The sequence below is a fragment of the Kitasatospora sp. NPDC085464 genome, assembly GCF_044541955.1.
In the GTDB taxonomy this organism is placed as follows: Bacteria; Actinomycetota; Actinomycetes; order Streptomycetales; family Streptomycetaceae; genus Kitasatospora.
In genome coordinates this window covers 177,889-198,739 of record NZ_JBITTM010000003.1, presented here as the reverse complement: position 1 = coordinate 198,739, position 20,851 = coordinate 177,889, and the positions used below count along the sequence as shown (strand labels likewise).

Here is a 20,851-nt window from a genome sequence, read left to right as displayed (position 1 = left end):
GCGGGCGGGGTGCACGGGCAGACGGGCGGACGGGCTCAGCGCCGCCAGCGGTAGACGGCGTCCCATTCCTCGGTGATCCAGGTGCCGTCGCCGACCGGCATCACGGTGTCGACCTCGGCCATCGGGTACTCGATGCGGCCGTGCAGGGCACCGGTGGCGGGGTCGGCGAGCCAGTGGCTGTGCTCCCTCCAGCGGTCGTGGCCGAACACGTACACCGCGGCCTCGTCGTACGGGTTGTAGAGCGTCACCATCGCCGTGTCGTCGTCCACGAACCCGCTGAAGGTGGAGATCTGCGGGTCGTTGTGCACCGAGCAGTCGCCGGTGCCGGGGGCCGGGAAGTCGCTCAGGCCGAGCGTGGCGGTGACCCGGTACGAGGGGAGGCTGTGCCAGCTGACGTCCTGTCGCCTCCGGTCGACGGTCATGCAGCGGGCGTTCCGTGAGTCCGCGCCCAGGTACTCGCGCTCGTTCAGGAGCAGGTCGCCCCGGCCCGGTGGCAGCTGCCGGCCCAGGACGATGCCACCGGACCCCCACCGCGCCTCGAAGTGCGTGGCCGCCGCCTGCCCGCCGGACACGGTGACGCCGCTGACCTCGTCGTTCTCGTCCCAGAGCAGGCTGACGAACCGCTCGTAGCCGCCGCACGGGAGCACACTCCGCGCCAGCACCGCCCCTGCGGCGTCCAGGGTGAGGATCAGGGTGCGGTCGGACAGCCCGGAGGGGAGCCGCAACCAGATCCGGAGCTCCCGATCGGCGCCGCCGGCCGAGCCGGAGAAGTCGAGGTAGCCCCAGCGGTTCACCTCCCACGTGCCGTACGGCTGTTGCCACAGCCTGGTGCCGTCCGGGGCGACCGCGACGTACTCCGTCCCGGCGCCGAAGACGGCGAACGAGAGGTCGGGAGCCACCCACTGCCGCGACCACCGGTTGGGCGTCGGGGCCGGGAACTCGGCTCTCAGCTCGGCCTGTTCCTGCAGTTCGTAGATGCGCAGCGACTCCGGGCTGCGGACCTCCAGCCGGGGAACGGGGCCGGTGGGGTCGAGGTAGGTGTGGGCACCGTCCCGGTCCGGGATCGCGTACTTGGCCACCAGCCGGGGTGTGATCGTCATACCCGAATCCTCTCGCGTCGGGCCGGTCGGAGACCGGCGCGCCCGCGTGAGCGCGGGGCCCGGCGTCGGTCGACCGGTGCCGGATGGACACCGCCGCCCAGGTGTTCCACCCCCGGGCCCGAGCCGGTCCGGTGGGCTCCCCGACGGCCGTCCGCACGGGGGCGTGGACGGCCGTCCGGGCGGGGCTTGGACGGCCCGCGCGGGCCCTCCAGGTCGCTTACCACAGGCGAGGGACGCGTGGGTGGCGGGTGGTCGCGTGGCGGCGTTCGCGCGCCGGATGGCCCGGCAGATGGCATGGTGGTGCGTCACAGGTGGGCGGTCCGCCGCGCCGGAGCGGTACCGTGTCGGCCGGTGGGTGGCACGACCTGCCCACCGGAAACGACTGTTGAGGAGAAGGCACCCCAGTGGCAACCGACTACGACGCCCCGCGAGACACCGGCGACGGAAGCAGCGACGAGAGCATCGAGGAGCTGAAGAGTCAGCGCGAGGACAAGCAGAGCTCCGTCGTCGACGTCGACACCGAGGGCGCCGAAGGCCTGGAGCTCCCGGGTGCCGACCTGTCCGGTGAGGAACTCACCGTCCGGGTCGTGCCCATCCAGCAGGACGAGTTCACCTGCATGACCTGCTTCCTGGTGCACCACCGCAACCAGCTCGCCGGCGAGGACAAGAACGGTCAGCCCATCTGCCGCGACTGCGCCTCCTGACGGCCGCCGGGCCCACGAGGCCCGGAGAGCCCGAAGAGGCCCGTGAGGGCCCGAGAGGGCTCGTGAAGGCCGGTGAAGGCCCGAAGAGGCCCGTGAAGGCCCGTACGGGCCCGAGCGGCGGCCGCGGACAGCGGCATCGAAAACCGGACCGCCCGGGTGCCGACTCTGTTGAGTCGGCACCCGGGCGGTCCGGGGCGTACGCGGGGTCCGGGGGTCCGGACGCCCGCGTACGCGCGGTCAGGCGCTGACCCGTTCGGGCTGCTCCGCCCGGAGGCCGGCAGGCTGCTCGGCGGTGGCGGGGGTGTTCTCCCGGGGCGTGGGCAGCACGGCCATGATCAGGGCGGAGACCACGATGGTCGCGGCCCAGGCGAGCCCGTACCTGCCGACGAAGGTGTCGGACAGCGGGCCGGCGAACCAGTCGCAGCTGGTGAAGGCGAGGCCGATCAGCAGCGCGAGCACCCACGACACCATCGCCTGCCAGCAGAAGCCGCCGACGTACCAGTAGCGGCTGTGCCTGCTGGTGTCCATCAGCGCGTCGGCGTCGTAGCGCACCGCGCGCGACCGGCGCCGGAACATGTCGACGGCGTAGACGCCGATCCAGGCCGAGAAGGAGACGGCGAGCAGGATCAGGAAGGTGATGAAGGAGCCCAGGAAGCTCTTGGCGACCAGCATCAGCAGCAGGCCGCCGACCAGCGAGATCACGGCGTTGATGCTGACGGCCAGGGCGCGCGGGAGCTTGACGCCCATGGTCTGCGCGGTGAAGCCGGCCGAGTACATGGAGAGGCTGTTGATCAGCAGCATGCCCACGATCGCGGTCAGCAGGTAGGGCACGGCCAGCCAGGTCGGCAGCAGGTCACCGAGGAAGGAGACCGGGTCGGCGGCCTGCGCCAGGCCGGGGGAGGCCACCGCCATCACGGCGCCCATCAGCACCATCGGCACCATGACCAGGCCGGCGCCGGAGACCGTCACGCCGACGATCTTCTTGCCGGAGGCGGCGTGCGGCAGGTAGCGGGCGAAGTCCGGGCCCGTGGGGACCCAGCTGATGCCGCCGGCGGCGATGGTTCCGATGCCGGCGATCATCATCGCGGTGGTGCCGGCGGGCTTGGCGAAGACCTCGCTCCAGTCCATGGTCGCGACCAGGTAGCCCAGCACCAGGATGCTGAAGACGCCGAAGAGGTATGTCGACCAGGTGTTGCAGACGTTCAGCGCCTTGCGGCCCATCCCGGAGACCAGGAAGGTGCAGGCGACGAAGAGGAAGAGCGTGATGACGATCAGCGCGGTGTTGCTCTTCACGCCGAACATCAGGTCGAGGACGGTCAACACGGCGTAGGCGCCGGTGACGGCGTTGATCGTCTCCCAGCCGAACCGGGCGATCCAGAGGATCGCGCCGGGGAAGAGGTTGCCGCGCACGCCGAAGGTGGCCCGCGAGAGGGCCGCGCCGGGCGCCCCGCCCCACTTCCCGGAGACCGACAGCACGCCGACCAGGCCGAACGAGACGAGCGCGGCGCACGCCGCGACGATCAGGACCTGCCAGAAGTTCAGCTGGTTGAGCACCACCAGGGCCGCGCCCATGGTGAGCAGCAGCACGCTGATGTTCGCGGCGACCCAGGTCGGGAAGAGCTCGCGGACTCTGCCCCGGCGCTCGTGGTCCGGGACGGGTTCGATACCGCGCGTCTCTATCGCGCCGTCGGCGGTGGCGGCGGTGGACGTGTTGTCCATGAGGGTGGCTCCGTGCGTGTGAAGCGGGAGATGAATCGGGCAAATGGAACATTTATGGAAGTCTCCGCGCGTAGCGCGGAAGTTGAGTTATCCTACCTTTGTTCTGGAGTGACCCGATTGATGCGGTTGCCCGCTAGGGATCGCACGCGATCGGGCAGGGTTTCGGACGGCCGTGGGGCGCGCCGTCCGACTGGCGGGATCTTGGCGACCTCAGGCGTTCACGCCACTCGTGGGGCGGGCCCGCGGACCGGAGGATGGAGCCGTCGCCGACCGGGAGAACCGGGAACGGCGCGCACCGAGCCCCGCCCCGACCAGCCGGAACACGAGGTACCCGCATGTCCGCCACCGCTCCCGCCGCTTCCGCCACCGCTCCCGCCGCCACCGCTTCCGCCGCCACCGCTTCCGCCGCGACTACCGGCGCCGTCCTGAGCGTGCCCGCCGCCGCCCCCGCCGAGGCCGCCGCCCACTTCGCCGCCCGGCTCGCCGTCGAGGCGGACGTCTCCGACGTCCACGCGGACCTGATGTCCGGCGCGCCCGGTGTCGTGGTGGTCGACACCCGCAGCGACGCCGCCTGGGACCAGGGCCACATCTCCGGCGCCCTCCACATCCCCACCGCGCGGATCGCCGAGCTGGCGCCGCAGCTGATCGACCCGGCCCTGACCGTGGTCACCTACTGCTGGGGCCCCGGCTGCAACGGCGCGACCCGCGCCGCGCTCGCCTTCGCCCGCCTCGGCTACCGGGTCAAGGAGATGCTCGGCGGCTTCGAGTACTGGGCACGCGAGGGCTTCGCCTACGACTCCGCCACCGGCACCGAGCAGCGCCCCGTCGACGACCTGACCGCCCCGCGCTCGGGCATCTCCTGCGCATGCTGACGGACCCCGCACGGCCGGGCGGGCGCTGCAAGCGCACTGCCAGCGCACTGCCAGCGCTCTGCCGGCGGTCTGCCCGCGAGGTGCGGAACGGTCGGACGTGCCGGGCGGTACGCCGCGACCGAGGAGCGCGTTCGACCGCCCGGCCCGTTGACGAAAGGGCACCGGCATGACTCCTACCTCCCCTCCCCCCGGCCCCGCCGCAGGACCGCGCCCGCACCGGGCGTCCCGCACTGCGGCGCGGCGTACGGCAGCCGGCTGGCGGCTCGGCGCGGGCGCCGCCGCGGCCGCACTGCTGGCCGCGGTGTGCCCGGCGACGGCCCTGGCGGCGCCGGACACCGGACCGGTGCCCCGCCTGACCTGGGAGAAGTGCGCGGACGGCTTCGAGTGCGCTACCGCCCGCGTCCCGCTCGACCACCACGACCCGCACGGCGCCGGGATCGACCTCGCCGTCATCCGGCATCCCGCGGAGGACCACGCGCACCGGATCGGCTCGCTGTTCTACAACCCCGGTGGCCCGGCCGTGTCCGGCATAAAGGCCCTGCCCGCGATGCTCGGCGGGTTCCCCGAGGAGGTGCGCAAGCGCTTCGACATCGTCAGCTTCGACCCGCGCGGCACCGGAGCCAGCGCTCCCGTCCAGTGCTTCGACGACCCGCAGGACGAGCAGGCCCTGCTGGCGGGCACCGCCGCCGGCTACCCCGAGGGCGAGGACCAGCAGCAGGCCTGGAGCGCCGCCTACCGACGGCTGGCCCGGCAGTGCGCGGACCGCAACCCCGCCCTGCTGCCGCACATCTCCACCGCGAACGTCGCCCGGGACATGGAGCTGCTGCGCCGGGCGGTCGGCGACCGGCAGCTCACCTACCTGGGCACCTCGTACGGCAGCTACCTCGGCGCCACCTACGCCAACCTGTTCCCCGGCCGGGTCCGCGCCATGATCCTCGACAGCGCACCGGACCCGGTCGCCTGGTCGACCGGCCGCGGCGGGCAGGGCGCCACCACGGGCACCCTGCTGCGCAACGGCAGCGACCTGGCCGCCGGCCGCGTCCTCGACGCCTTCCTCGACCAGTGCGGCCAGGCCGGCCCCCTGACCGGATCCCAGGCCGGCCCGCGGCCCGGATCCCAGGCCGACTCCCGGAGCTGCGCCTTCTCCGCCGGGACGGCCGCCGCCACCCGGGCCAGGTACGGCGAACTGCTCGCGCGGCTGCGCACCCGACCGGTCGCCCTCGGCGGGATGACCTTCACCGCCGGCTCGACCCTGGAGGCCACCATCCTCTCGCTCTACGCCGCCAACCCCGTCCCGGGCATCCCCGGCACCGGCTGGACCCAGCTCGGCGCGACGCTCGGCGCACTGTGGGCCGCCACCGAAGCGCCCACCGCGCCGACCGCACTGCCGCCCGTCGTCCACCCGTCGCCGGACCAGGTGCTCGCAGTGGCGTGCTCGGACAGCGCCGACCCGCCGGCCCGGGCCGACCACGCCGCCCTGGCCGCGCTCGCCCGAGCGCGCTCCGGCGAGGTCGGCCCGTACTTCGCCTGGGCCGACGAGCGCTGCGCCGACTGGCCCGCCCGGGACCGCGACCGGTACGACGGCCCCTGGAACCACCCGACCGCCCAGCCGGTCCTGGTCGTCGCCAACACCGATGACCCGGCCATGCCGTACGAAGGCTCCCGCGCGATGGCCCGCTCGCTCGCCCGCGCCAGGCTGCTGACCGTCGACGGCTACGGCCACACCGTGCTGGCCAACCCCAGCGACTGCGCCGTCCGGCACGAGACCCGCTACCTGGTCGAAGGTGTCCTGCCCGCCCCCGGGACGGTCTGCGCACCCGACCAGCAGCCGTTCAGCGGCTGACCGGGCAGCGGCGCTCTGGCTGACCGGGTACGCGGCCGCCGGTTGACCACGGTGGTCCAGGGGGCCCGTCAGCCTGCCTCCAGGGCCAGCGACTCCGGCCGCGGCAACGCCAGGCCGCGCTCCCAGGCGGCCCGGAACCCGGCCTCCCCGACGGCCTCGGCGCAGCCGTCCAGGACGGCCCGCAGCTCCGGATCGCCCGCGTCATGGGCCCCGCGCAGGCCGTACGCCGCGCCCAGCGCCGCGGCCCCGCGCGCCGCGTCGCCGACGGCGAGGCAGTACTCGGCGTACCCCTCCAGGACGTCCGCCCGCACCGGCCGGTCGCCGCTGTCCGCGGCCAGCTCCAGGGCGCGCCGGTGCAGCGCTCGGGCCGTGTCCGGCGCGCCGAGCCGCCGGCGGGTCCGGGCCAGACCGGTGTGCAGCAGGGCGAGCAGGTGCAGCCGCGCCGGGGCGCCGGGACCGGTCGCGGGCAGCTGCTCCAGCCGCCGCAGCGTCTCCTGCAGGCCGTCCGCCGCCGCGTCCAAGTCGCCTGTCCGCCGGGCGAGTTCACCGAGTGCGAAGCGGACGGCGGCCTGCAGGTGCGGGTCCCGGGAGCGGTCGGCGGCGGCCAGCGCGCGCTCCAGGTCCGCCCGGGCCGCCGCCGCCTCGCCGCCGCGCGCCCGCAGCCCGCCCGACAGCAGCAGGAGCAGCGGCGCCTCACCGCGACCGCCCATCTCGACGTCCCGTTCACCGGCCTCCGCCAGCGCCGCGAGCGCCTCGCCGGCCGCGCCGGTGACGGACAGCAGCGCGGCCAGCGTGACCAGGGCCATGGCCAGCCCCCAACGGTCGCCCAGGGCCCGGAAGTCGTCCACCGCGGTCCGCAGGCAGTGCTCGGCGCGCCCGATCCGGCCCGCGCCCAACTCGACCCGGCCGAGCACCAGTCGGGCGGCCGCCCGGACCCACCGGTCCGGATGCCCGCCGTACCGCTGCGCCGTCGCGCCCACCGCGCCCACCGAGCCCACCGCGCCCGGCGCGTCCGGCGGGCTCGCCTCGCCCGGTGTGTCCGCCCCGCCCGCCCCGGCCGCCGGGTCCGGCGCGTCCGGCGGGCTCGCCACGGCGAGCAGCAGCGAGGCGGCCAGGGCGACGGGGTGGTCGGACTGCTGCGCCGTGACCAGGGCCGCGCCCATCGCCTCGGGCGGGATCACGGCGTCGCCGGTCTCCCGGAGCGGCGCGGTGAGCTGCGCCAGGATCACGCACCGGGCGTGCACCTGCTCCAGGCCGGGTGGCGGGACGCAGCCGTGGGCGGCGAGGACGGCCGCCGTCCACTCACCGGCCTCGCGGCCCTGGCCACGCATCAGCCACGGCCAGGCCCGTGCGGCCGCCAACCGCAGCGCGAACTCCGGTGGGCCGACGGCGACCGCCCGGCGCAGCGCCGCGTCCAGGTTGCCCTGTTCCGCGTCGAGCCGGGCCAGCAGGCCGGTCTGACCGGCCGTCCGCAGCCGGGGTTCGGCGTCCTCGGCGAGTTCCGTGAAGCAGCGCAGGTGGGCGGCGCCGGTCCGGCCGTCCTCCCCGGCCTCGACGAGCCGTTCGGCCGCGTACGCGCGGACCGTCTCCAGCAGCCGGTAGCGCACCGCCCCGGTGTCCAGGCCGGCGACCGTGGCCAGGGACTTGTCGACCAGGGACGCCAGCAGGTCCTCCACGGCCGTCGGGTCGGGCGCCGGCCCGCCCGGCCAGTGCCCGGCGCAGACCAGGTGCGCGTCCGGGAGGGTCGTCCCGCCGGCGAACACCGAGAGCCGGCGCAGCAGGACGCGCTCGTCCTCGTCGAGCAGCTCCCAGCTCCAGTCGATGACGGCGCGCAGCGTGCGGTGCCGGTCCGGAGCGGTGCGCGGGCCGCGGTCCAGCAGCCGGAGCCGGTCGCGGAGCCGCGCGGCGATCTGCCCGGGGCTGAGCGCCCGCAGCCGGGCCGCCGCCAGTTCGAGGGCCAGCGGGAGGCCGTCCAGCTCCCGGCAGATCCGGACGACCGGCTCGACGGTGTCCCGGTCCACGGCGAATCCGGGGCGGGCCGCGGCGGCCCGCTCGGCGAAGAGGGCGACGGCCGGGCACGCGAGCGCCTCCTGCGCGGTGGCGCCGGGTTCGGGCACGGCGAGCGGCGGCACCGGCCACAGCACCTCGCCGGTCACGCCGAGCGGTTCGCGGCTGGTGGCCAGCACGGTGAGCCGGGGCGCGGCGGCCAACAGGCGGTGGGTCAGCCGGGCGGCCTCCTCGATCAGGTGCTCGCAGTTGTCCAGGACGAGCAGGACGTCCCGGCCCTCCAGCGCCCGGACGATCCGGTCGACGGGGTCCCCGGCCGGCTCGCCGGTGGGCAGGCCGCCGGACAGCACCCCGGCGTCCGCCGGGTGGCAGACCGCCGTCAGCACGGCCTGGGCCGGCCCGTCCGGCCCGGCCACGGCCGCGAGTTCGGCGACCCGTACGTCCGGTGCGTCCGGTACATCCGGTGCGCGGCGTGCGGCGTGTGCTGCCTGTACGGCGTGTGCGGCTCGTGCTGCTGGTGCGGCCTGCGCGGCCGTTGCGGCGGCGACGGCCAGCCGGGTCTTGCCCACGCCTCCCGGCCCGGTCAGCGTGACCAGGCGCGACCGGCGCAGCCGTTCCGCCACCGCCGTCAGCGCCTCGTCGCGGCCGACCAGGGCGGTGATCCAGCCGGGCAGCGCGGTGCGCCCGGCCACGCTCGCGCCCGACGCCCCGGCCGGCCCCGAGGTGAGCGGCTGGGCGCCGGACAGCACACGCAGGTGGACGTCCTTCAGCTCGGCGGACGGGTCGGCACCCAGCTCCTCCGCCAACGACCGCCGGGTCCGCTCGAACACCTCCAGCGCCGCCGCCTGCCGCCCGGTCGCGTGGAGCGCGCGCATCAGCCTGACGGCGGTCCGCTCGCGCAGCGGGTGGGCGACGCACAGTCCGGTGAGCTCGGCGACCAGGCGCGCGGGCGCGTCGGTCCCGCCGAGCGCGAGCAGGGCGTCGGCCCGGTCCTCGACCGCCGACAGCCGCACCTCCGCCAGCCGGGCCGCCGGCGCCGCGGCGAACCCGACGCCTTCGGCGTCCGCGAACGGCGCGCCGCGCCAGAGTTCCAGCGCCCCGTCCAGCAGCGCGACCGCCTCGGCGAACGCGCCCGCCGTCAGCGCCGCCCGTCCCGCCGCCGCCTTCTGCTCGAAGTCCCAGGCGTCCACGCTCCCGCGGGGCAGGTCGAGCAGGTACCCGGCGGGGTGCGAACCGATCACGTCCCGGTCGGCCCCCAGCACCCGCCGGAGCCGGGAGACCAGGGACTGCAGGGCGCCGGCCGGCTCCTCCGGCGGGGTGTCCCCCCAGAGGTCGTCCACCAGGCGCTCACGGGTGACCACGCGCCCGGGGTCGAGCGCCAGACGGACCAGCAGCGACCGAAGCCGGGCCCCGCCGACCTCGAATGCCTCCCCGTCCGCACCTCGTACGACCTGAAGCGGCCCCAGAACGTTGATCCGCAACCCCGCCTGCCCCTCGTTCGCACCGGCCGACAACCAAGATCATTGTCCCGGTGGCCGGCGGCAGTGACCCCACGGGGGTCCGACTCCCGCCCGGTGCCGTTCGAGGTGCCGGTCTCCGGGCGGACTGCCCACGTCGGCCGGCCGCGCAGACCTGCCGGGGCCGCCCCCGATCGGCGGTCCGGGAAAACGGACTGCCGGGCAGTCCCGTGGGCACCTACCATCGGCTCCGTGATGTCGAAGCCGTCAGGGTCGAATGCCGCGTAGGCCCCCGCGCCAGGTGCGTGCCGAGAGCGTCGCCGATCGCCAGGAGCGCGACCCGGTCAGCACGCTGCTGGTCGGCGTCTGTCCCGGACCGCCCGTGTGCCGCGCCGTCCACACCTACCTCTTCGTCGACGGCCTCGACGTGATCGCGCGCAGTCACGACGGCGCGGCCGGCGGTCATCCGAGCCGGCTGCTCAGGCCCGGAGGTCCGCTCCATCCGGCCGATCAGCCCCGGAGCGTGGAGCTCGGGACCCAGGGGCAGGGCCCCGACACCGCCCTGGCGGTCCGGATCCGGGTCCGGCTCCGGGGGCGGACCGTGTTCTGGAGCGACCTGATGTACCCGGGTGCCGACGGCCGGGTCATCGAGGAGGTCCGCTTCGACCTGGCCCAGTACCTGGCCGAGATCGAGCGGAGCTACGCGCGGTGGGGCCGCGGCGCGTGACGCGTACGGGCGCGCGCTCCCCCCGGCAGCCCGGCCGTGCCCGTCAGCGCGCCTGTGACGCCTCGGTGGGGTGCGTGCTCGCCGCGGTCGGCTACGGCCGGCTCGGCCTGGATACGGTCGGCCTCGTCCCGCAGCCCGTCCACGCGACGGCGAGCAGCGAGCTCTCGCTGTTCCAGAAGCCCCATGACCGACGGCATCCCGACCTCCAGCCGAGCGACGACACGACACCACTCCCCGGGGCCGCCGCCCCTGTACCTGACCGGCGAAAACGCAGTCATCAAGCACGGAAGGACAACAGCCGCTTACCAGTGGCACCAGGTGTGGCACGAGGGTGGAATCGAGAAGTGCCTGACAAGACCTGAGGCTGATGGCTAACCTTGACATGCTCTCGGCATCTGAGAACTCTTCGAACTGGCAACGGACTTACCTGGGAACCAGGGCTGGAGGGCGGGCCAGGGCGGCACGGCGCGACTCGGACCACCGCGATCACCGGCATGGGATCGCGGCCACCGCAAGGCACAGGAGATGATCTTGACAGTTCGCAGGAAACTCTCGGCCGTAGTCCTCGCCGGCGGCATCCTGGCCGGCGGCGTGGCGATCGCCACGCCGGCCAGCGCCATCGGCGGCATCGCGTGCCCCACCCAGAACGCCAACGGCCCCATGAGCCACGGCCTGGAAGTCTGGACCCATTCCGGCAACTTCTGCTACGCGGGCACCCCCGACACGGTGTATAACGTCAACCTGACCGGCGTCTACAGGATCACGGCCGACTGGAATCACGGGAGCTTCGACACCAGCGTCGGCACCATTCAAATCGGGCCGACCGGTACGCGGACCAACAGGGTCGACTTCGGCTCCTCCGAGTCCGTGTACAACGTGACGATCCTCAACGGCTAGAGCCGGCCCTGGTGACGACCCGAGGACAAGCCTGGCGCTGCCACGGGCAGCGCCAGGCAGCCCCGCGACCTGATGCACCGTCCGCTCCCGGCTGTTTCTACCGTTGCGGCATCAGGCGACCGGGGTCACGTCCGCCGGCTTGACGTCCTGCTCGAACAGCTCGGCCGCCCACATGCGCGAACCGGTGAGCCAGGCAGTCACACGCGAGAGTGGCCGCGAACTGGGACAGCCGGAGGCGTACCGCCACCGTGTGACAACAGCCACTCAGCCTCTCCGACGCCGTGGCCGCCATGGCCTTTCCCTTCCGACGCGCGAACGATGCCGGGTGGCATCCCGCCCCCGAGGGCTGACACTCCCGCGACGGTCCTCGCCGTTCGTCGGCCCGCGCAGCGCGCAGCGATGGGCGGTCCCGATCGACGCGTCTTCGTGTCCACCAGACAGTGGCTCGGCCCGGATCCTCGGCTGGGTGATCGATCTCCAGGGTGGGCCGGATCGCACTAGCCTGTCGGGGTGACTCGGACCGGTCGGTATCGATGGCGTACCCGTCTGCGCAGGCACCTGCCCTGGTACCTCGTCGAGCGAGGGCTCGGCGGCAAGGGCAGCAAGGATTGCGGAGCCCACGAGTGGTACAACCACGACGGTGCTGTGGCACGTTGCTACCACTGCGAGGTCGGTGAGCGTCCCTGGGCCGGAGCTTCCGGCAACGCCTGACCGCACCGGCCGGCGTGGAGGAGGGGCGGCTGCCTCAACGGACCGGCCGGACCGTCGAGTTCGCGGCGCTTCGCTGCCTCGCGGTCAAGCCGGATGCCGCGGAGCGCTGCGCGGCCGCCCGGGTGTCAGGTCCGGGGCCGCAGCAGGGTGGGCCGGGGGATGCGGCTGATCACCGAGCCGATGAGGGTGCCGATGGAGACCCCGAAGACGGCCGACACGGCGGTGAGCAGGGCGTGCGCCCCGTTGGCGACCTCGATCTGTGCGGTGTTGAGCAGGCCGAAGGAGCCCGGCACCACGACCCAGAACGCGGGCAGGTAGAGCACCTGCCAGGACGAGCCGCGCCGCAGCCAGTGCGCGACGGTGGCGGCGGCCGCGGCGGTGACCGCGCCGGCCAGGCCGCCGATCGCCGCGCCGTTGGCGGAGGTCACGGTGACCTGGACGGCGGCCGTCACCGCGATCACCGCGACGATCCACGGGATGGCCGGCGGCGGGGTGTGGACGTTGATCACGACCCCGGCCACGGTGAGCGCCAGCCCCAGGCAGATCAGCCACCAACTCGGTGTGGCCACCTGGGTGTTGGCCAGGGCGGAGGCCGGAACGCCGGTGACGGTGCCGGCGGCCACCACGCCGGCGAGGAAGAGTGCCAGCTGCACGGAGCCGGACGCCAGCCGGGCGGTGCCGGCGCTGGCCGCACCCGCGGCGATCTCCGACAGTCCGGTCACCAGGAGGCTGCCCGGCAGCAGGATCGCCAGCGTCGCGACGATCGTGCGCAGCGGCCCGTCCAGTAGCGAGGCGCGGGCGGCACCCAGGACGAGGACGGAGACGAGGAAGCCTGCGGTGACCGGCAGCAGCGGCCGGAGCAGCGGCATCCGGCGGGCCGCCATGGTCAGGCCCACCACGATCAGGGAGCCGATCCCGGCGGCGACGACGTTCGCCGCCACGGGTTGCAGGTAGAGGCACAGCCCCACGCCGACCGGCAGCATCCCCAGGTCCGCCACCCAGCCGGGCCAGCGGGCCGGCGCCCGGCGGATCGCGTCCAGGTCGCGCAGCGCCCGGTGTCCGTCCGGGTCGCCCGCGCGCAGCCGGTGCACCACGTCGAGGAGGTCGGCCGTCTGCTCGAACCGCAGCGTGGGGCCGACGGGTTCGAACGCGGTCGCGTCGTCCGCGCTCAGCGCGACGAACAGTCCGGTGGTCAGGGCGGCCACCCGCACGTCGGGCGCCCCCAGCGCCCGCCCGAGACCGCGCAGCTCCTCCTCGACGTCGTGGACGGGCAGGCCGCCGCTCAACAGTCCTGCGCCGAGTTCGAGCAGGAGGCGGCGGCGCGGGTCGGCCGGGGCGTCGGCGCCCCGGCCGGGCGGAAATGTGCTGGACATGGCGGGTATGGTCGCATACCGCCCGCTTTCCGCCGCGTACGGGGGCGGCCGTGACGGCGAGGGCGGCCGTGACGGCACTGCGGACCCCGCGGTGGCGCAGCCGGCCCGAACGCCCGAGGCCCGGACCCCGGACGGCCCGGACGGCCGGCCCTGTCAGTGGCGGTTGTTAGCCTGCGGTGAGTCCGAGAGGTCGGCGAACGGGAGGGTTCTGACGTGGGCGGAAACGGGTGGGCGGCGACCGGGCCGTACCAGCAGGACCTGGGGGCGGCGTTCCGCAGGGCCCAGCAGCAGGAGCTGGCGGAGGACGACCACGGCTTTCCGGGGCAGGGCATCGTCGAACTCTGGGAGGACGAGGACTGGCGGGAGTACATCCTGACCGGAGGCACCGGCACGGTGCTGGACTTCTACGCGCTGATCGACGCCGGGGCGGGCGACCAGGAGGCGATGATGCGCCCCCTGACGGAGGGGGAGATCCGCAGCTGGGCTCCCGACGGCCGGCCCACGCGGGAGCAGTGGGACGCTTCGATATCGCAGCTGCTCGCCCCCGTCGGCCGCGCGATCGGCCGGTGCACGGTGCTGTACCGGGACGGCGAACCGGCCGAGGTCGCCTACTGGGGCTGCACCGCGGACTAGTGCAGCGCCGCGCCGATCCTCCGGGGGTTCATGCGGCTGTGAGTGGGCTGCCGTCGGAGGTCCGGCGGTAGGGCTTGGCGTCGTGTTCGTCGTGGGCCAGGACGAAGGCGGCGCTCGACGAGGCCGACGAAGGGAACTCGCGCCGCACGACATACTCCCGGCGGATTACTCCGGTACCTCGCCGGGGCTACGAACGACGCCGGAATGTTTGCATCCGCGGGCTGATTCGATGCGGAGCTGCGGAACCTAGCGTCTCCCCCATGAAACGCAATCGCCGTATCAGCGCCGTCGCGGCGCTGGCGCTCGCCGCCATCGTCACCGGAACCGGCACCGGGTTCGCCGCCACGACCACACCGTCGGCCACACCGGTGGCCACGCACGCGTTCGACACCGCACCGGCCACCGCCACGGCCACCGCGCCCACGCGGTCATTCCAGGGCGCGCTCCCCGCGCCGACCGGGCCCTACACCGCCGGCGAGGACGTCATCCACCTCACCGACGCGAGCCGTCCCGACCCGTGGGTGCCGTCATCCGGCCCCCGCCAACTGACCGTCACCATGGTCTACCCGGCCGTCCCCGGGACCGGGACCCCGGCCCCGTACATGACCCTCGGCGAGGCAGCCGGAGTCCTCCAGCGCCGGAAGCTGCCGGCGAGCTCCGGCGTCACCCCGCAGACCCTCGCCGGCGTCACCACGCACGCCTTCGACGGCGCGCGGCCGCAGAGCGGCAAGCATCCGCTGGTGGTCCTCTCAGCCGCGTACGAGAACCCGCGCATGACGCTCACCTCGCTCGCGACCGACCTGGCCAGTCACGGCTACGTCGTCGCGCTCGTCGGCCACACCTACGAGGACAGCGGCGAGACGCTGGCGAACGGCCAGACGTCGCCGTGCGCGATCTGCGATGGCCCGGCGGGCCTCGACTTCGACGCCGTCGCCGCCAGCCGTGCGCTGGACGTGTCCTTCGTGATCGACCGGTTGACGCACGGCAATACCGCGTGGCACCTGGCACACCTCATCGACAAGCACGAGATCGGCATGGCCGGACACTCCATCGGCGGAGCGGCGGCCGCCGCCACGATGATCGCCGACCCGCGCGTACGGGCCGGAGTGAACATGGACGGCTCCTTCCACCCCGTCCCGATGCCCGGCCAGATCGACCGGCCGTTCCTCATGCTGGGCGCGGCCGACAACCTCTCGGCCGACGGCGACAACTGGGGGCGGACCTGGCCTGCCCTCGGCGGCTACAAGAAGTGGCTGACGGTCACCGGTGCCGACCACTTCAGCTTCAGCGACCTGGACCTGCTTCTGGAGGAGGCCGGGTTCCCGACGGCGCCCCTCTCCCCGGAACGCGGGGTGGCGATCACACGCGAGTACGTGACGGCGTTCTTCGACCGGACGCTGAAGGGGATCCACGGCCCGCTGCTGGACGGGCCCTCGCCCACCAATCCGGAAGTACTCTTCCAGCACCACCACGAGTCCGATAATTGATCTTTTGACCCCCGCAAGCCCGTGACCTGCGGGTTCAACCAGAAAAGTGCCGCTGGCCAGGCGGAACCACCTTCAGTAGTTCGCACTGGTCGGCGGCACTTTTGGCCTTCGTGTCCCGGATGTGCCCTGCAGGGCACCTGGCAGCATCGCTGGTCAGCGCCCGCCGGGCACGTCCGGGGCGATCCTCAAGCAGCCGATGCCTGCGTCGATGAGCCACTCGGCGATAGCACTGTCCAGTTCCCACGGCGCCCGCATGAGCGCCGCACGTAGTGCGCTCCGATCCTGCATGCCGGCTGGCTCGGGTCGCAGTCGCTCGTACTCCTTGGGCCCATAGGGATGGTCTGCCGGGTTGTCGAGCACGGCCACGAACTGGTCGACTCGCGTCGGCCAGGAGGGGTGCCCCCACCATTCGGTGCAGGCCAGTGCACCATGGGCAGCCGAGAACAGCAGGCCGAAGCGGACGCCGTTGTTCTCCATCCGCGCGACGAAGCCCCGCAGATTCCGGTCCGCCTCTTCCACGTACTCGTCGAGGTCCGCCTCGGTCCGCGCGAGATCGCGGAGCGTCGCACCAGTCGGGAGTTTGCGCTCGGGGTTCGTCAGCCAGCGGAAGAGCCGGTAGCCGAGAGCGTCGGCATCCTCGACCGTGAGCCCCGCCAGCCCTTCACGAGTGCCGGTACGGATGCCGTGCTCCCTCGCCCATCCCCGCAGCCGCTGGCGCACACCGTGGGTGGTGTGGCTGTTGACCCGCATCATGTCGCCGTCAGACAGGCGTCCCTCGCCATGCCAGTCCTCGACGCAGGTGTTGCGCCATGCGCTGTTGGTGATGCCGATCGCGAGGACATCCAGCAGCGCGGTCAGGTCAACAGGGTCGATTCCGGCCCTCGACCGCAGCATCTCCTCGACCGTCTCTTCGGTCATCATGGCCTGCGCTCTGTCGATGCTGCTGGCCCCGCCCATGGGGCTCCTCTCGCCGGCGATCCTGTGTACCCGGTTGATCCTAGGCAGTGCAGGGGCGGCTCGGCGGCCGTATCCGACGCTCCGGCCGGCCTACCTCGCGCCTGCTCCGGACGTACCACGTCACCCGCTACACCAAGGTCCCTTTGCCGCAGCGGTCTTGATCACATCAAGGTCTGTCGCTTCTCGGTGGAGCCGTGTGCGGTGACTGTCGTGGTCTGCACATGGATGTCGGGTGACCGAGCTGCCCCGGCCGCCCTTACGGTCAGCGGGCGGCGAGGAGTTCGCCGCGTTCGACGGCCCCGCGCAGGACGGTGGCGAAGTCCTGGGGCAGGAGGTTGACCGCGTCGAGGGCGTCAGCGGCCAGGGGGATCTCTTCGAGGATGTACTCGCCTCGGCCTTCCTGGCTGAACTCGGGGCCGGTGCGGTCCTCGAAGCTCCACTTCTCGATGGTGGCGAGGTAGAAGTCCTGGCGCTCGTCGGCGGTCTCGATGGTGTGGAGGAGGCTGACGATCCGGGCCTCGCCTGCGATCTCCTCGCGGACCTCGCGCAGGAGGGCGTCCTCGGGGCCGGCGTCGGTCGGTTCGATCTTGCCGCCGACGATCACCCAGTACGGGTCGATGCCGGGGCGGATGCGCTTGATCAGCAGCATGGTGTTGTTCGGGGTGAGGAGGACGGCGCGGACGCGGTGCTGCATGGTGGTCTCTTCCTGTTCTCGACGGTCTCGGTGGTGTGTGGGCGGGTCAGTGGAGGAGCCAGCCGCCGTCAACGTGCAACGACCGGCCGGTGATGAAGGACGCGCTGGGGCCGGCGAGGAAGGCGACCGCGGCGGCGACGTCCTCGGGGCGGCCTCGGCGCTGGACGCACCGGCGGCGGATCTGGTCCACGGGTCGATCCGGTGCGGCCGGGTTGCGTGCCACCCCTTCGAGGACGTCGCGTCGGGCCGCACCCGTGACCGCCGGTGGCTCCAGGGCGCCGGACACTATCGGCCGGCCGGCGGCGCGTCGAACTGTTCCGGGCCGCCCTGGCGGGCGAAGGCCGCCGCCCACTGCGGGAACTGCGTCACCGGTACGGCGGACGCGGTGGACGGGACGGACGCGGCGTTCGGGGCGGTGGAGCCGGGGCGCTGGGCTGCGGCGGGGAGGAACGCGACGCGGCAGCGGCGGCACAACCAGGCTGCCCGCCACACCTGGTGGAGCTGTTGCCACTGCTCGTAGCTCTGCGGCCACCGGTCCGCCGTGGACGTGCGGCGGCTTCGGTGATCGAAGTGGACGGTGAGTCCGATGCCCAGCAGGACCACCGCGACGAGCAGGGCGCCGTAGTGGTAGCCGACCCGGTACGCGGCGTCGGAGCTGCCGCCGTCGTCACCGGAGAGCAGGGCGCGCAGGCCCAGCAGGCCGACGAGGCCGGCCAGGACGAAGAGGGTGATCGCGGCCCCGGTCGTGCCCCCGGGCTCGGGCGGCATCGACAGCAGCTCCCGGGTCGGCGGGTCGAGGGGCCGGTCGGCGTCCAGCAGGGCGTTCCGTACGGCGGCGGTGTCGTCCGCGGCCGCGCACGTCGGGCAGGTGGTGCTCATCGAGAGGTGACTCCGGGGGTGATGCGCGGTGCGCGGAGGAACACGTAGGACAGCACAGGGAACTGACTGATCATATGACCGGCCCCCGAGGTCTCACCGCGCCCGGCCCACCCGCCGGACGCCGGTGCCTCAGCCGGTGGCGCCGTCGGTGAGCTCACGAACGATGTCCAGGTGTCCCGCGTGACGGGCGTACTCCTGGAGGACGTGGAAGAGGATCCAGCCCAGGGTGGGCCGAGGGGTGCCGTCGTCCGGAAAACGGCCGCCGGCCGCGGCTACGGTCGACAGCGGCGTCCCCGACACGATGGCCCGGGTGTGCTCGCCACCCGTGCGCAGCGCGGCGAGCAGATCGGCGGCCGTCTCCTCGGGGCCGACGTGCCAGCGGTCCGCCGGGCCCCAGTCGCCCCAGGGCGCCTCGACCTGCTCGCCCCGGAAGCCCCAGCGCAGCCAGCGCTGCTCCATGTGGACGAGGTGCTTCAGCAGTTCGAGTAGGGTCCACCCGGAGGGGAGCCGGCTGGTCCGCAGCTCCGGGTCGGACATGCCCTCGACCTTGGCGCCGATCACGGACCGGTAGTAGTCCAGGTATTCCAGCAACAGCGTGGTCGGGTCGGACAGTTGCTTGTCGGGCTCGGGCAGCGAGAAGGTCATGGACCGAGTCTGCCACCGCGTCGCCCGGGCGCGCCGAGCGGCACCGTGGCGCGGAGTGGGCACCGGGTCGGGCGACGGCGAGTCAGCGCCGTCGTGCGCGAACGTCCACGAACGTTCACGAACGTCCGCGAACGTTCACGAACGTCCGCGAACGTCCGCGGAGCTCGGCGAGTTGCCGCGAAGGATAGGCTGCCGGGCATGATCCGGAACCCGACCGCTGCACCGACCCCAGGAGAACTGGTCCTCCTCGACTCCGCGGCGGTGGCCGAACGGGCGGGCGCGGACGGGGAGTTCGCGGCCGCTGCGCACCGGATCCTGGCGGAGCTGGTGACGGCGGGCGCCGCGCTGGGGTGGTTGGAGCCGCCGTCGGCGCAGGAGGTCGCGGGCCTGGTCGACCAGGTGCTGGCGAGGTCGCGGGCCGGCGACGGAGCACTGCGGGCGGCCTACGTGGACGGGCAGTTGGCCGGGTTCGGCTACTGGCTGCGCCACCGGCGCCCGACCCACCGCCCGCACGCGGACCTGGAGAAGCTGGCGGTCTCCGCCGCCGCCCAGGGCCGTGGCATCGGGCGGGCGCTCACCGCGGCGCTGATCGCGGACGCGCGGGCGGCGGGCATCGAGGTGCTCACCCTGGACGCCCGCGGCGACAACGCCGACGCGCTGCACCTCTACTTCTCCCTCGGCTTCACCGAGTACGGGCGGTTGCCGGACTACGTCGCGGTCGGGGAGCGCCGGTACGACAAGGTGTTCGCCATGCTGGACCTGCGTCGCGCCTGACCGGTCGCGCCTGACCGGTCGCGCCTGACCGGTCGCGCCTGACCGGTCGCGCCTGACCGGTCGGGCCCGGCCGGTCAAGCCGCCCGGCGCGGTGCTCCTTCCGCGGACGTGTACAGCGCCAGGAGGTGGCGGCCCAGCGCGAGCGCGGCGAGTACGGCGACGAGCCCGCAGACGCCCCACCAGCCCGCCCGGCCCCAGACACGCACCCCGAGCCAGGAACCCGCGCTGCCGCCCAGGTAGGCGCAGGTCATGTAGGCGGTGTTGAGCCTGCTGCGGGCGTCGCCGCGCAGGGCGTAGACGCGGACCTGGTTGGCGACCATGCCGGACTGCATCGCGGTGTCGAGGAGCAGCGTGCCGAGCGTCAGGGCGGCCAGCCCCACCGTGCCGCCCCGCGCGCCGAGGGAGAGGACCGCGGCCGAGACGAGGACACCGAGCAGGCAGACGAGGTTGACCGGATCGGGGCCGAGACGGTCCACCAGGCGGCCGGCGAACGGGGTGCAGACCATGGGCGCCGCGCCGACCAGGGCGATCGTTCCCACCGCCTGGGCGCCCAGCCCGTAGACGGGTCCGGCGAGCAGGAGCGCCAGGCAGGTCCAGACCGCGGAGAACCCGGCGAAGACGGTGGCCTGGTAGAAGCACGAGCGGCGAAGGTCCGGCTCGGTGCGCAGCAGGCGGAGCGGCTCGGCCAGGAGCGCTGCGTACCGTCGGCGGGAGGGCGGGGCCGTGGTCGGCACGGCGAACACCAGGACGGTGGCGAGGACCAGCGCCAGGCCGGCGGCGACCAGGTAGGGGGCCCGCCAGCCCAGCCACTCGCCGAGCGCGCCGCTGAAGGTCCGGGCCAGCAGCATGCCGCCGGTCGATCCGCTCAGCAGGGTGCCGACCACCGCTCCTCGGCGGTCGGCGGCCACCAGACCGGCCGCCAGCGGGCCGACGATCTGCGCGCCCACGGTGGTCAGGCCGACGAGGGCGCTGGTGGCGACGAGGGCCGGCAGAGTCGGTGCGCAACCGGCGGCGAACAGGGCCAGACCGGTCAGGGCGAGGAGGACGACGAGGAACGGGCGGTGCGGGAGCCGGTCGCCCAGCGGAACCAGCAGGACCATTCCGGCCGTGTAGCCGGCCTGCGTGGCGGTCACCACCGCGGCGGCCGCATCGGGCGACACGTGCAGCCCGGCGGCGACCAGCGGACCGATGGCCTGCGGGAAGTAGAGGTTGCCCACCGCCACGGCACACGTGACGGCCAGGACCAGGACCGTCCGGCGGCTCATCGTGCGGTCCACTGCGATCGGGGTGCGTGTGTCGATCGGGGTGCGTGTGTCATGGGAGGAAGTCGACGGCATCGACGGTGCGTCGCCAATCGATGTAGCGTACGGCT

At 73.7% G+C, this 20,851-nt stretch carries 18 protein-coding genes; 8 read left to right on the top strand and 10 right to left on the bottom strand.

Annotation, left to right across the window (positions count from 1 at the left end; all coding sequences use genetic code 11):
- Window positions 1–35: 35 nt before the first annotated feature.
- Window positions 36–1,100, bottom strand: coding sequence for a hypothetical protein (locus tag ACIGG8_RS04100; RefSeq protein WP_396545589.1), 1,065 nt, complete (start codon window positions 1,098–1,100; stop codon window positions 36–38).
- A 404-nt stretch (window positions 1,101–1,504) separates the two neighbouring features.
- Between ACIGG8_RS04100 and ACIGG8_RS04095 the strand changes: the two genes are divergently transcribed.
- Entirely contained in the window at window positions 1,505–1,804 is a 300-nt protein-coding gene (locus ACIGG8_RS04095) for a DUF4193 domain-containing protein (protein ID WP_396545587.1), read from the top strand.
- Between the two features lie 237 nt (window positions 1,805–2,041).
- Here ACIGG8_RS04095 and ACIGG8_RS04090 read toward each other — a convergent pair whose 3' ends face one another.
- Window positions 2,042–3,523 carry a purine-cytosine permease family protein gene (locus ACIGG8_RS04090; RefSeq protein WP_396545585.1) on the bottom strand — a complete coding sequence of 494 codons (1,482 nt, stop codon included), beginning with the start codon at window positions 3,521–3,523 and terminating at the stop codon, window positions 2,042–2,044.
- A 335-nt stretch (window positions 3,524–3,858) separates the two neighbouring features.
- Between ACIGG8_RS04090 and ACIGG8_RS04085 the strand changes: the two genes are divergently transcribed.
- Window positions 3,859–4,395: a rhodanese-like domain-containing protein gene (locus ACIGG8_RS04085; protein WP_396545583.1), complete on the top strand. Its 537-nt coding sequence runs from the start codon at window positions 3,859–3,861 to the stop codon at window positions 4,393–4,395.
- Window positions 4,396–4,561: 166 nt separating this feature from the next.
- Window positions 4,562–6,238 carry an alpha/beta hydrolase gene (locus tag ACIGG8_RS04080; RefSeq protein ID WP_396545581.1) on the top strand — a complete coding sequence of 559 codons (1,677 nt, stop codon included), beginning with the start codon at window positions 4,562–4,564 and terminating at the stop codon, window positions 6,236–6,238.
- A 68-nt stretch (window positions 6,239–6,306) separates the two neighbouring features.
- Here ACIGG8_RS04080 and ACIGG8_RS04075 read toward each other — a convergent pair whose 3' ends face one another.
- The gene (locus ACIGG8_RS04075; protein WP_396545579.1) at window positions 6,307–9,726 is read right to left on the bottom strand and encodes a BTAD domain-containing putative transcriptional regulator; all 3,420 of its coding nucleotides are present in this window, start codon (window positions 9,724–9,726) and stop codon (window positions 6,307–6,309) included.
- Window positions 9,727–10,003: 277 nt separating this feature from the next.
- Between ACIGG8_RS04075 and ACIGG8_RS04070 the strand changes: the two genes are divergently transcribed.
- Both ACIGG8_RS04070 and ACIGG8_RS04065 read left to right on the top strand, forming a co-directional pair.
- Window positions 10,004–10,429: a hypothetical protein gene (locus ACIGG8_RS04070; RefSeq protein ID WP_396545577.1), complete on the top strand. Its 426-nt coding sequence runs from the start codon at window positions 10,004–10,006 to the stop codon at window positions 10,427–10,429.
- A 525-nt stretch (window positions 10,430–10,954) separates the two neighbouring features.
- Window positions 10,955–11,326 (top strand): hypothetical protein, encoded by a 372-nt coding sequence (locus ACIGG8_RS04065; protein WP_396545575.1) that lies wholly within the window; start codon window positions 10,955–10,957, stop codon window positions 11,324–11,326.
- A gap of 836 nt (window positions 11,327–12,162) precedes the next feature.
- Here the strand turns inward: ACIGG8_RS04065 and ACIGG8_RS04060 are convergent.
- Window positions 12,163–13,410, bottom strand: a complete 1,248-nt coding sequence (locus tag ACIGG8_RS04060; protein WP_396545573.1) for a threonine/serine exporter family protein — start codon at window positions 13,408–13,410, stop codon at window positions 12,163–12,165.
- 213 nt (window positions 13,411–13,623) lie between these two features.
- Between ACIGG8_RS04060 and ACIGG8_RS04055 the strand changes: the two genes are divergently transcribed.
- On the top strand, window positions 13,624–14,043 hold the full coding sequence (locus ACIGG8_RS04055; RefSeq protein ID WP_396545571.1) for a hypothetical protein: 420 nt from the start codon (window positions 13,624–13,626) through the stop codon (window positions 14,041–14,043).
- A 260-nt stretch (window positions 14,044–14,303) separates the two neighbouring features.
- Window positions 14,304–15,530, top strand: coding sequence for an alpha/beta hydrolase family protein (locus ACIGG8_RS04050; protein WP_396545569.1), 1,227 nt, complete (start codon window positions 14,304–14,306; stop codon window positions 15,528–15,530).
- A 153-nt stretch (window positions 15,531–15,683) separates the two neighbouring features.
- Here ACIGG8_RS04050 and ACIGG8_RS04045 read toward each other — a convergent pair whose 3' ends face one another.
- The 5 genes from ACIGG8_RS04045 to ACIGG8_RS04025 all read right to left on the bottom strand — a co-directional run bounded on the left by ACIGG8_RS04045 (window position 15,684) and on the right by ACIGG8_RS04025 (window position 18,705).
- Window positions 15,684–16,487 carry a hypothetical protein gene (locus tag ACIGG8_RS04045; protein WP_396545567.1) on the bottom strand — a complete coding sequence of 268 codons (804 nt, stop codon included), beginning with the start codon at window positions 16,485–16,487 and terminating at the stop codon, window positions 15,684–15,686.
- Window positions 16,488–16,749: 262 nt separating this feature from the next.
- Window positions 16,750–17,181 (bottom strand): NUDIX domain-containing protein, encoded by a 432-nt coding sequence (locus ACIGG8_RS04040; protein ID WP_350520557.1) that lies wholly within the window; start codon window positions 17,179–17,181, stop codon window positions 16,750–16,752.
- A 46-nt stretch (window positions 17,182–17,227) separates the two neighbouring features.
- Window positions 17,228–17,371: an SDR family oxidoreductase gene (locus tag ACIGG8_RS04035; protein WP_396545564.1), complete on the bottom strand. Its 144-nt coding sequence runs from the start codon at window positions 17,369–17,371 to the stop codon at window positions 17,228–17,230.
- A gap of 95 nt (window positions 17,372–17,466) precedes the next feature.
- The gene (locus tag ACIGG8_RS04030) at window positions 17,467–18,060 is read right to left on the bottom strand and encodes a hypothetical protein (RefSeq protein ID WP_396545562.1); all 594 of its coding nucleotides are present in this window, start codon (window positions 18,058–18,060) and stop codon (window positions 17,467–17,469) included.
- Between the two features lie 129 nt (window positions 18,061–18,189).
- Window positions 18,190–18,705, bottom strand: a complete 516-nt coding sequence (locus ACIGG8_RS04025; protein WP_396545560.1) for a DinB family protein — start codon at window positions 18,703–18,705, stop codon at window positions 18,190–18,192.
- Between the two features lie 198 nt (window positions 18,706–18,903).
- Between ACIGG8_RS04025 and ACIGG8_RS04020 the strand changes: the two genes are divergently transcribed.
- On the top strand, window positions 18,904–19,479 hold the full coding sequence (locus ACIGG8_RS04020) for a GNAT family N-acetyltransferase (RefSeq protein WP_396545558.1): 576 nt from the start codon (window positions 18,904–18,906) through the stop codon (window positions 19,477–19,479).
- Window positions 19,480–19,553: 74 nt separating this feature from the next.
- Here the strand turns inward: ACIGG8_RS04020 and ACIGG8_RS04015 are convergent, their stop codons facing one another.
- The gene (locus tag ACIGG8_RS04015) at window positions 19,554–20,744 is read right to left on the bottom strand and encodes an MFS transporter (protein WP_396545556.1); all 1,191 of its coding nucleotides are present in this window, start codon (window positions 20,742–20,744) and stop codon (window positions 19,554–19,556) included.
- Window positions 20,745–20,851 lie beyond the last annotated feature (107 nt).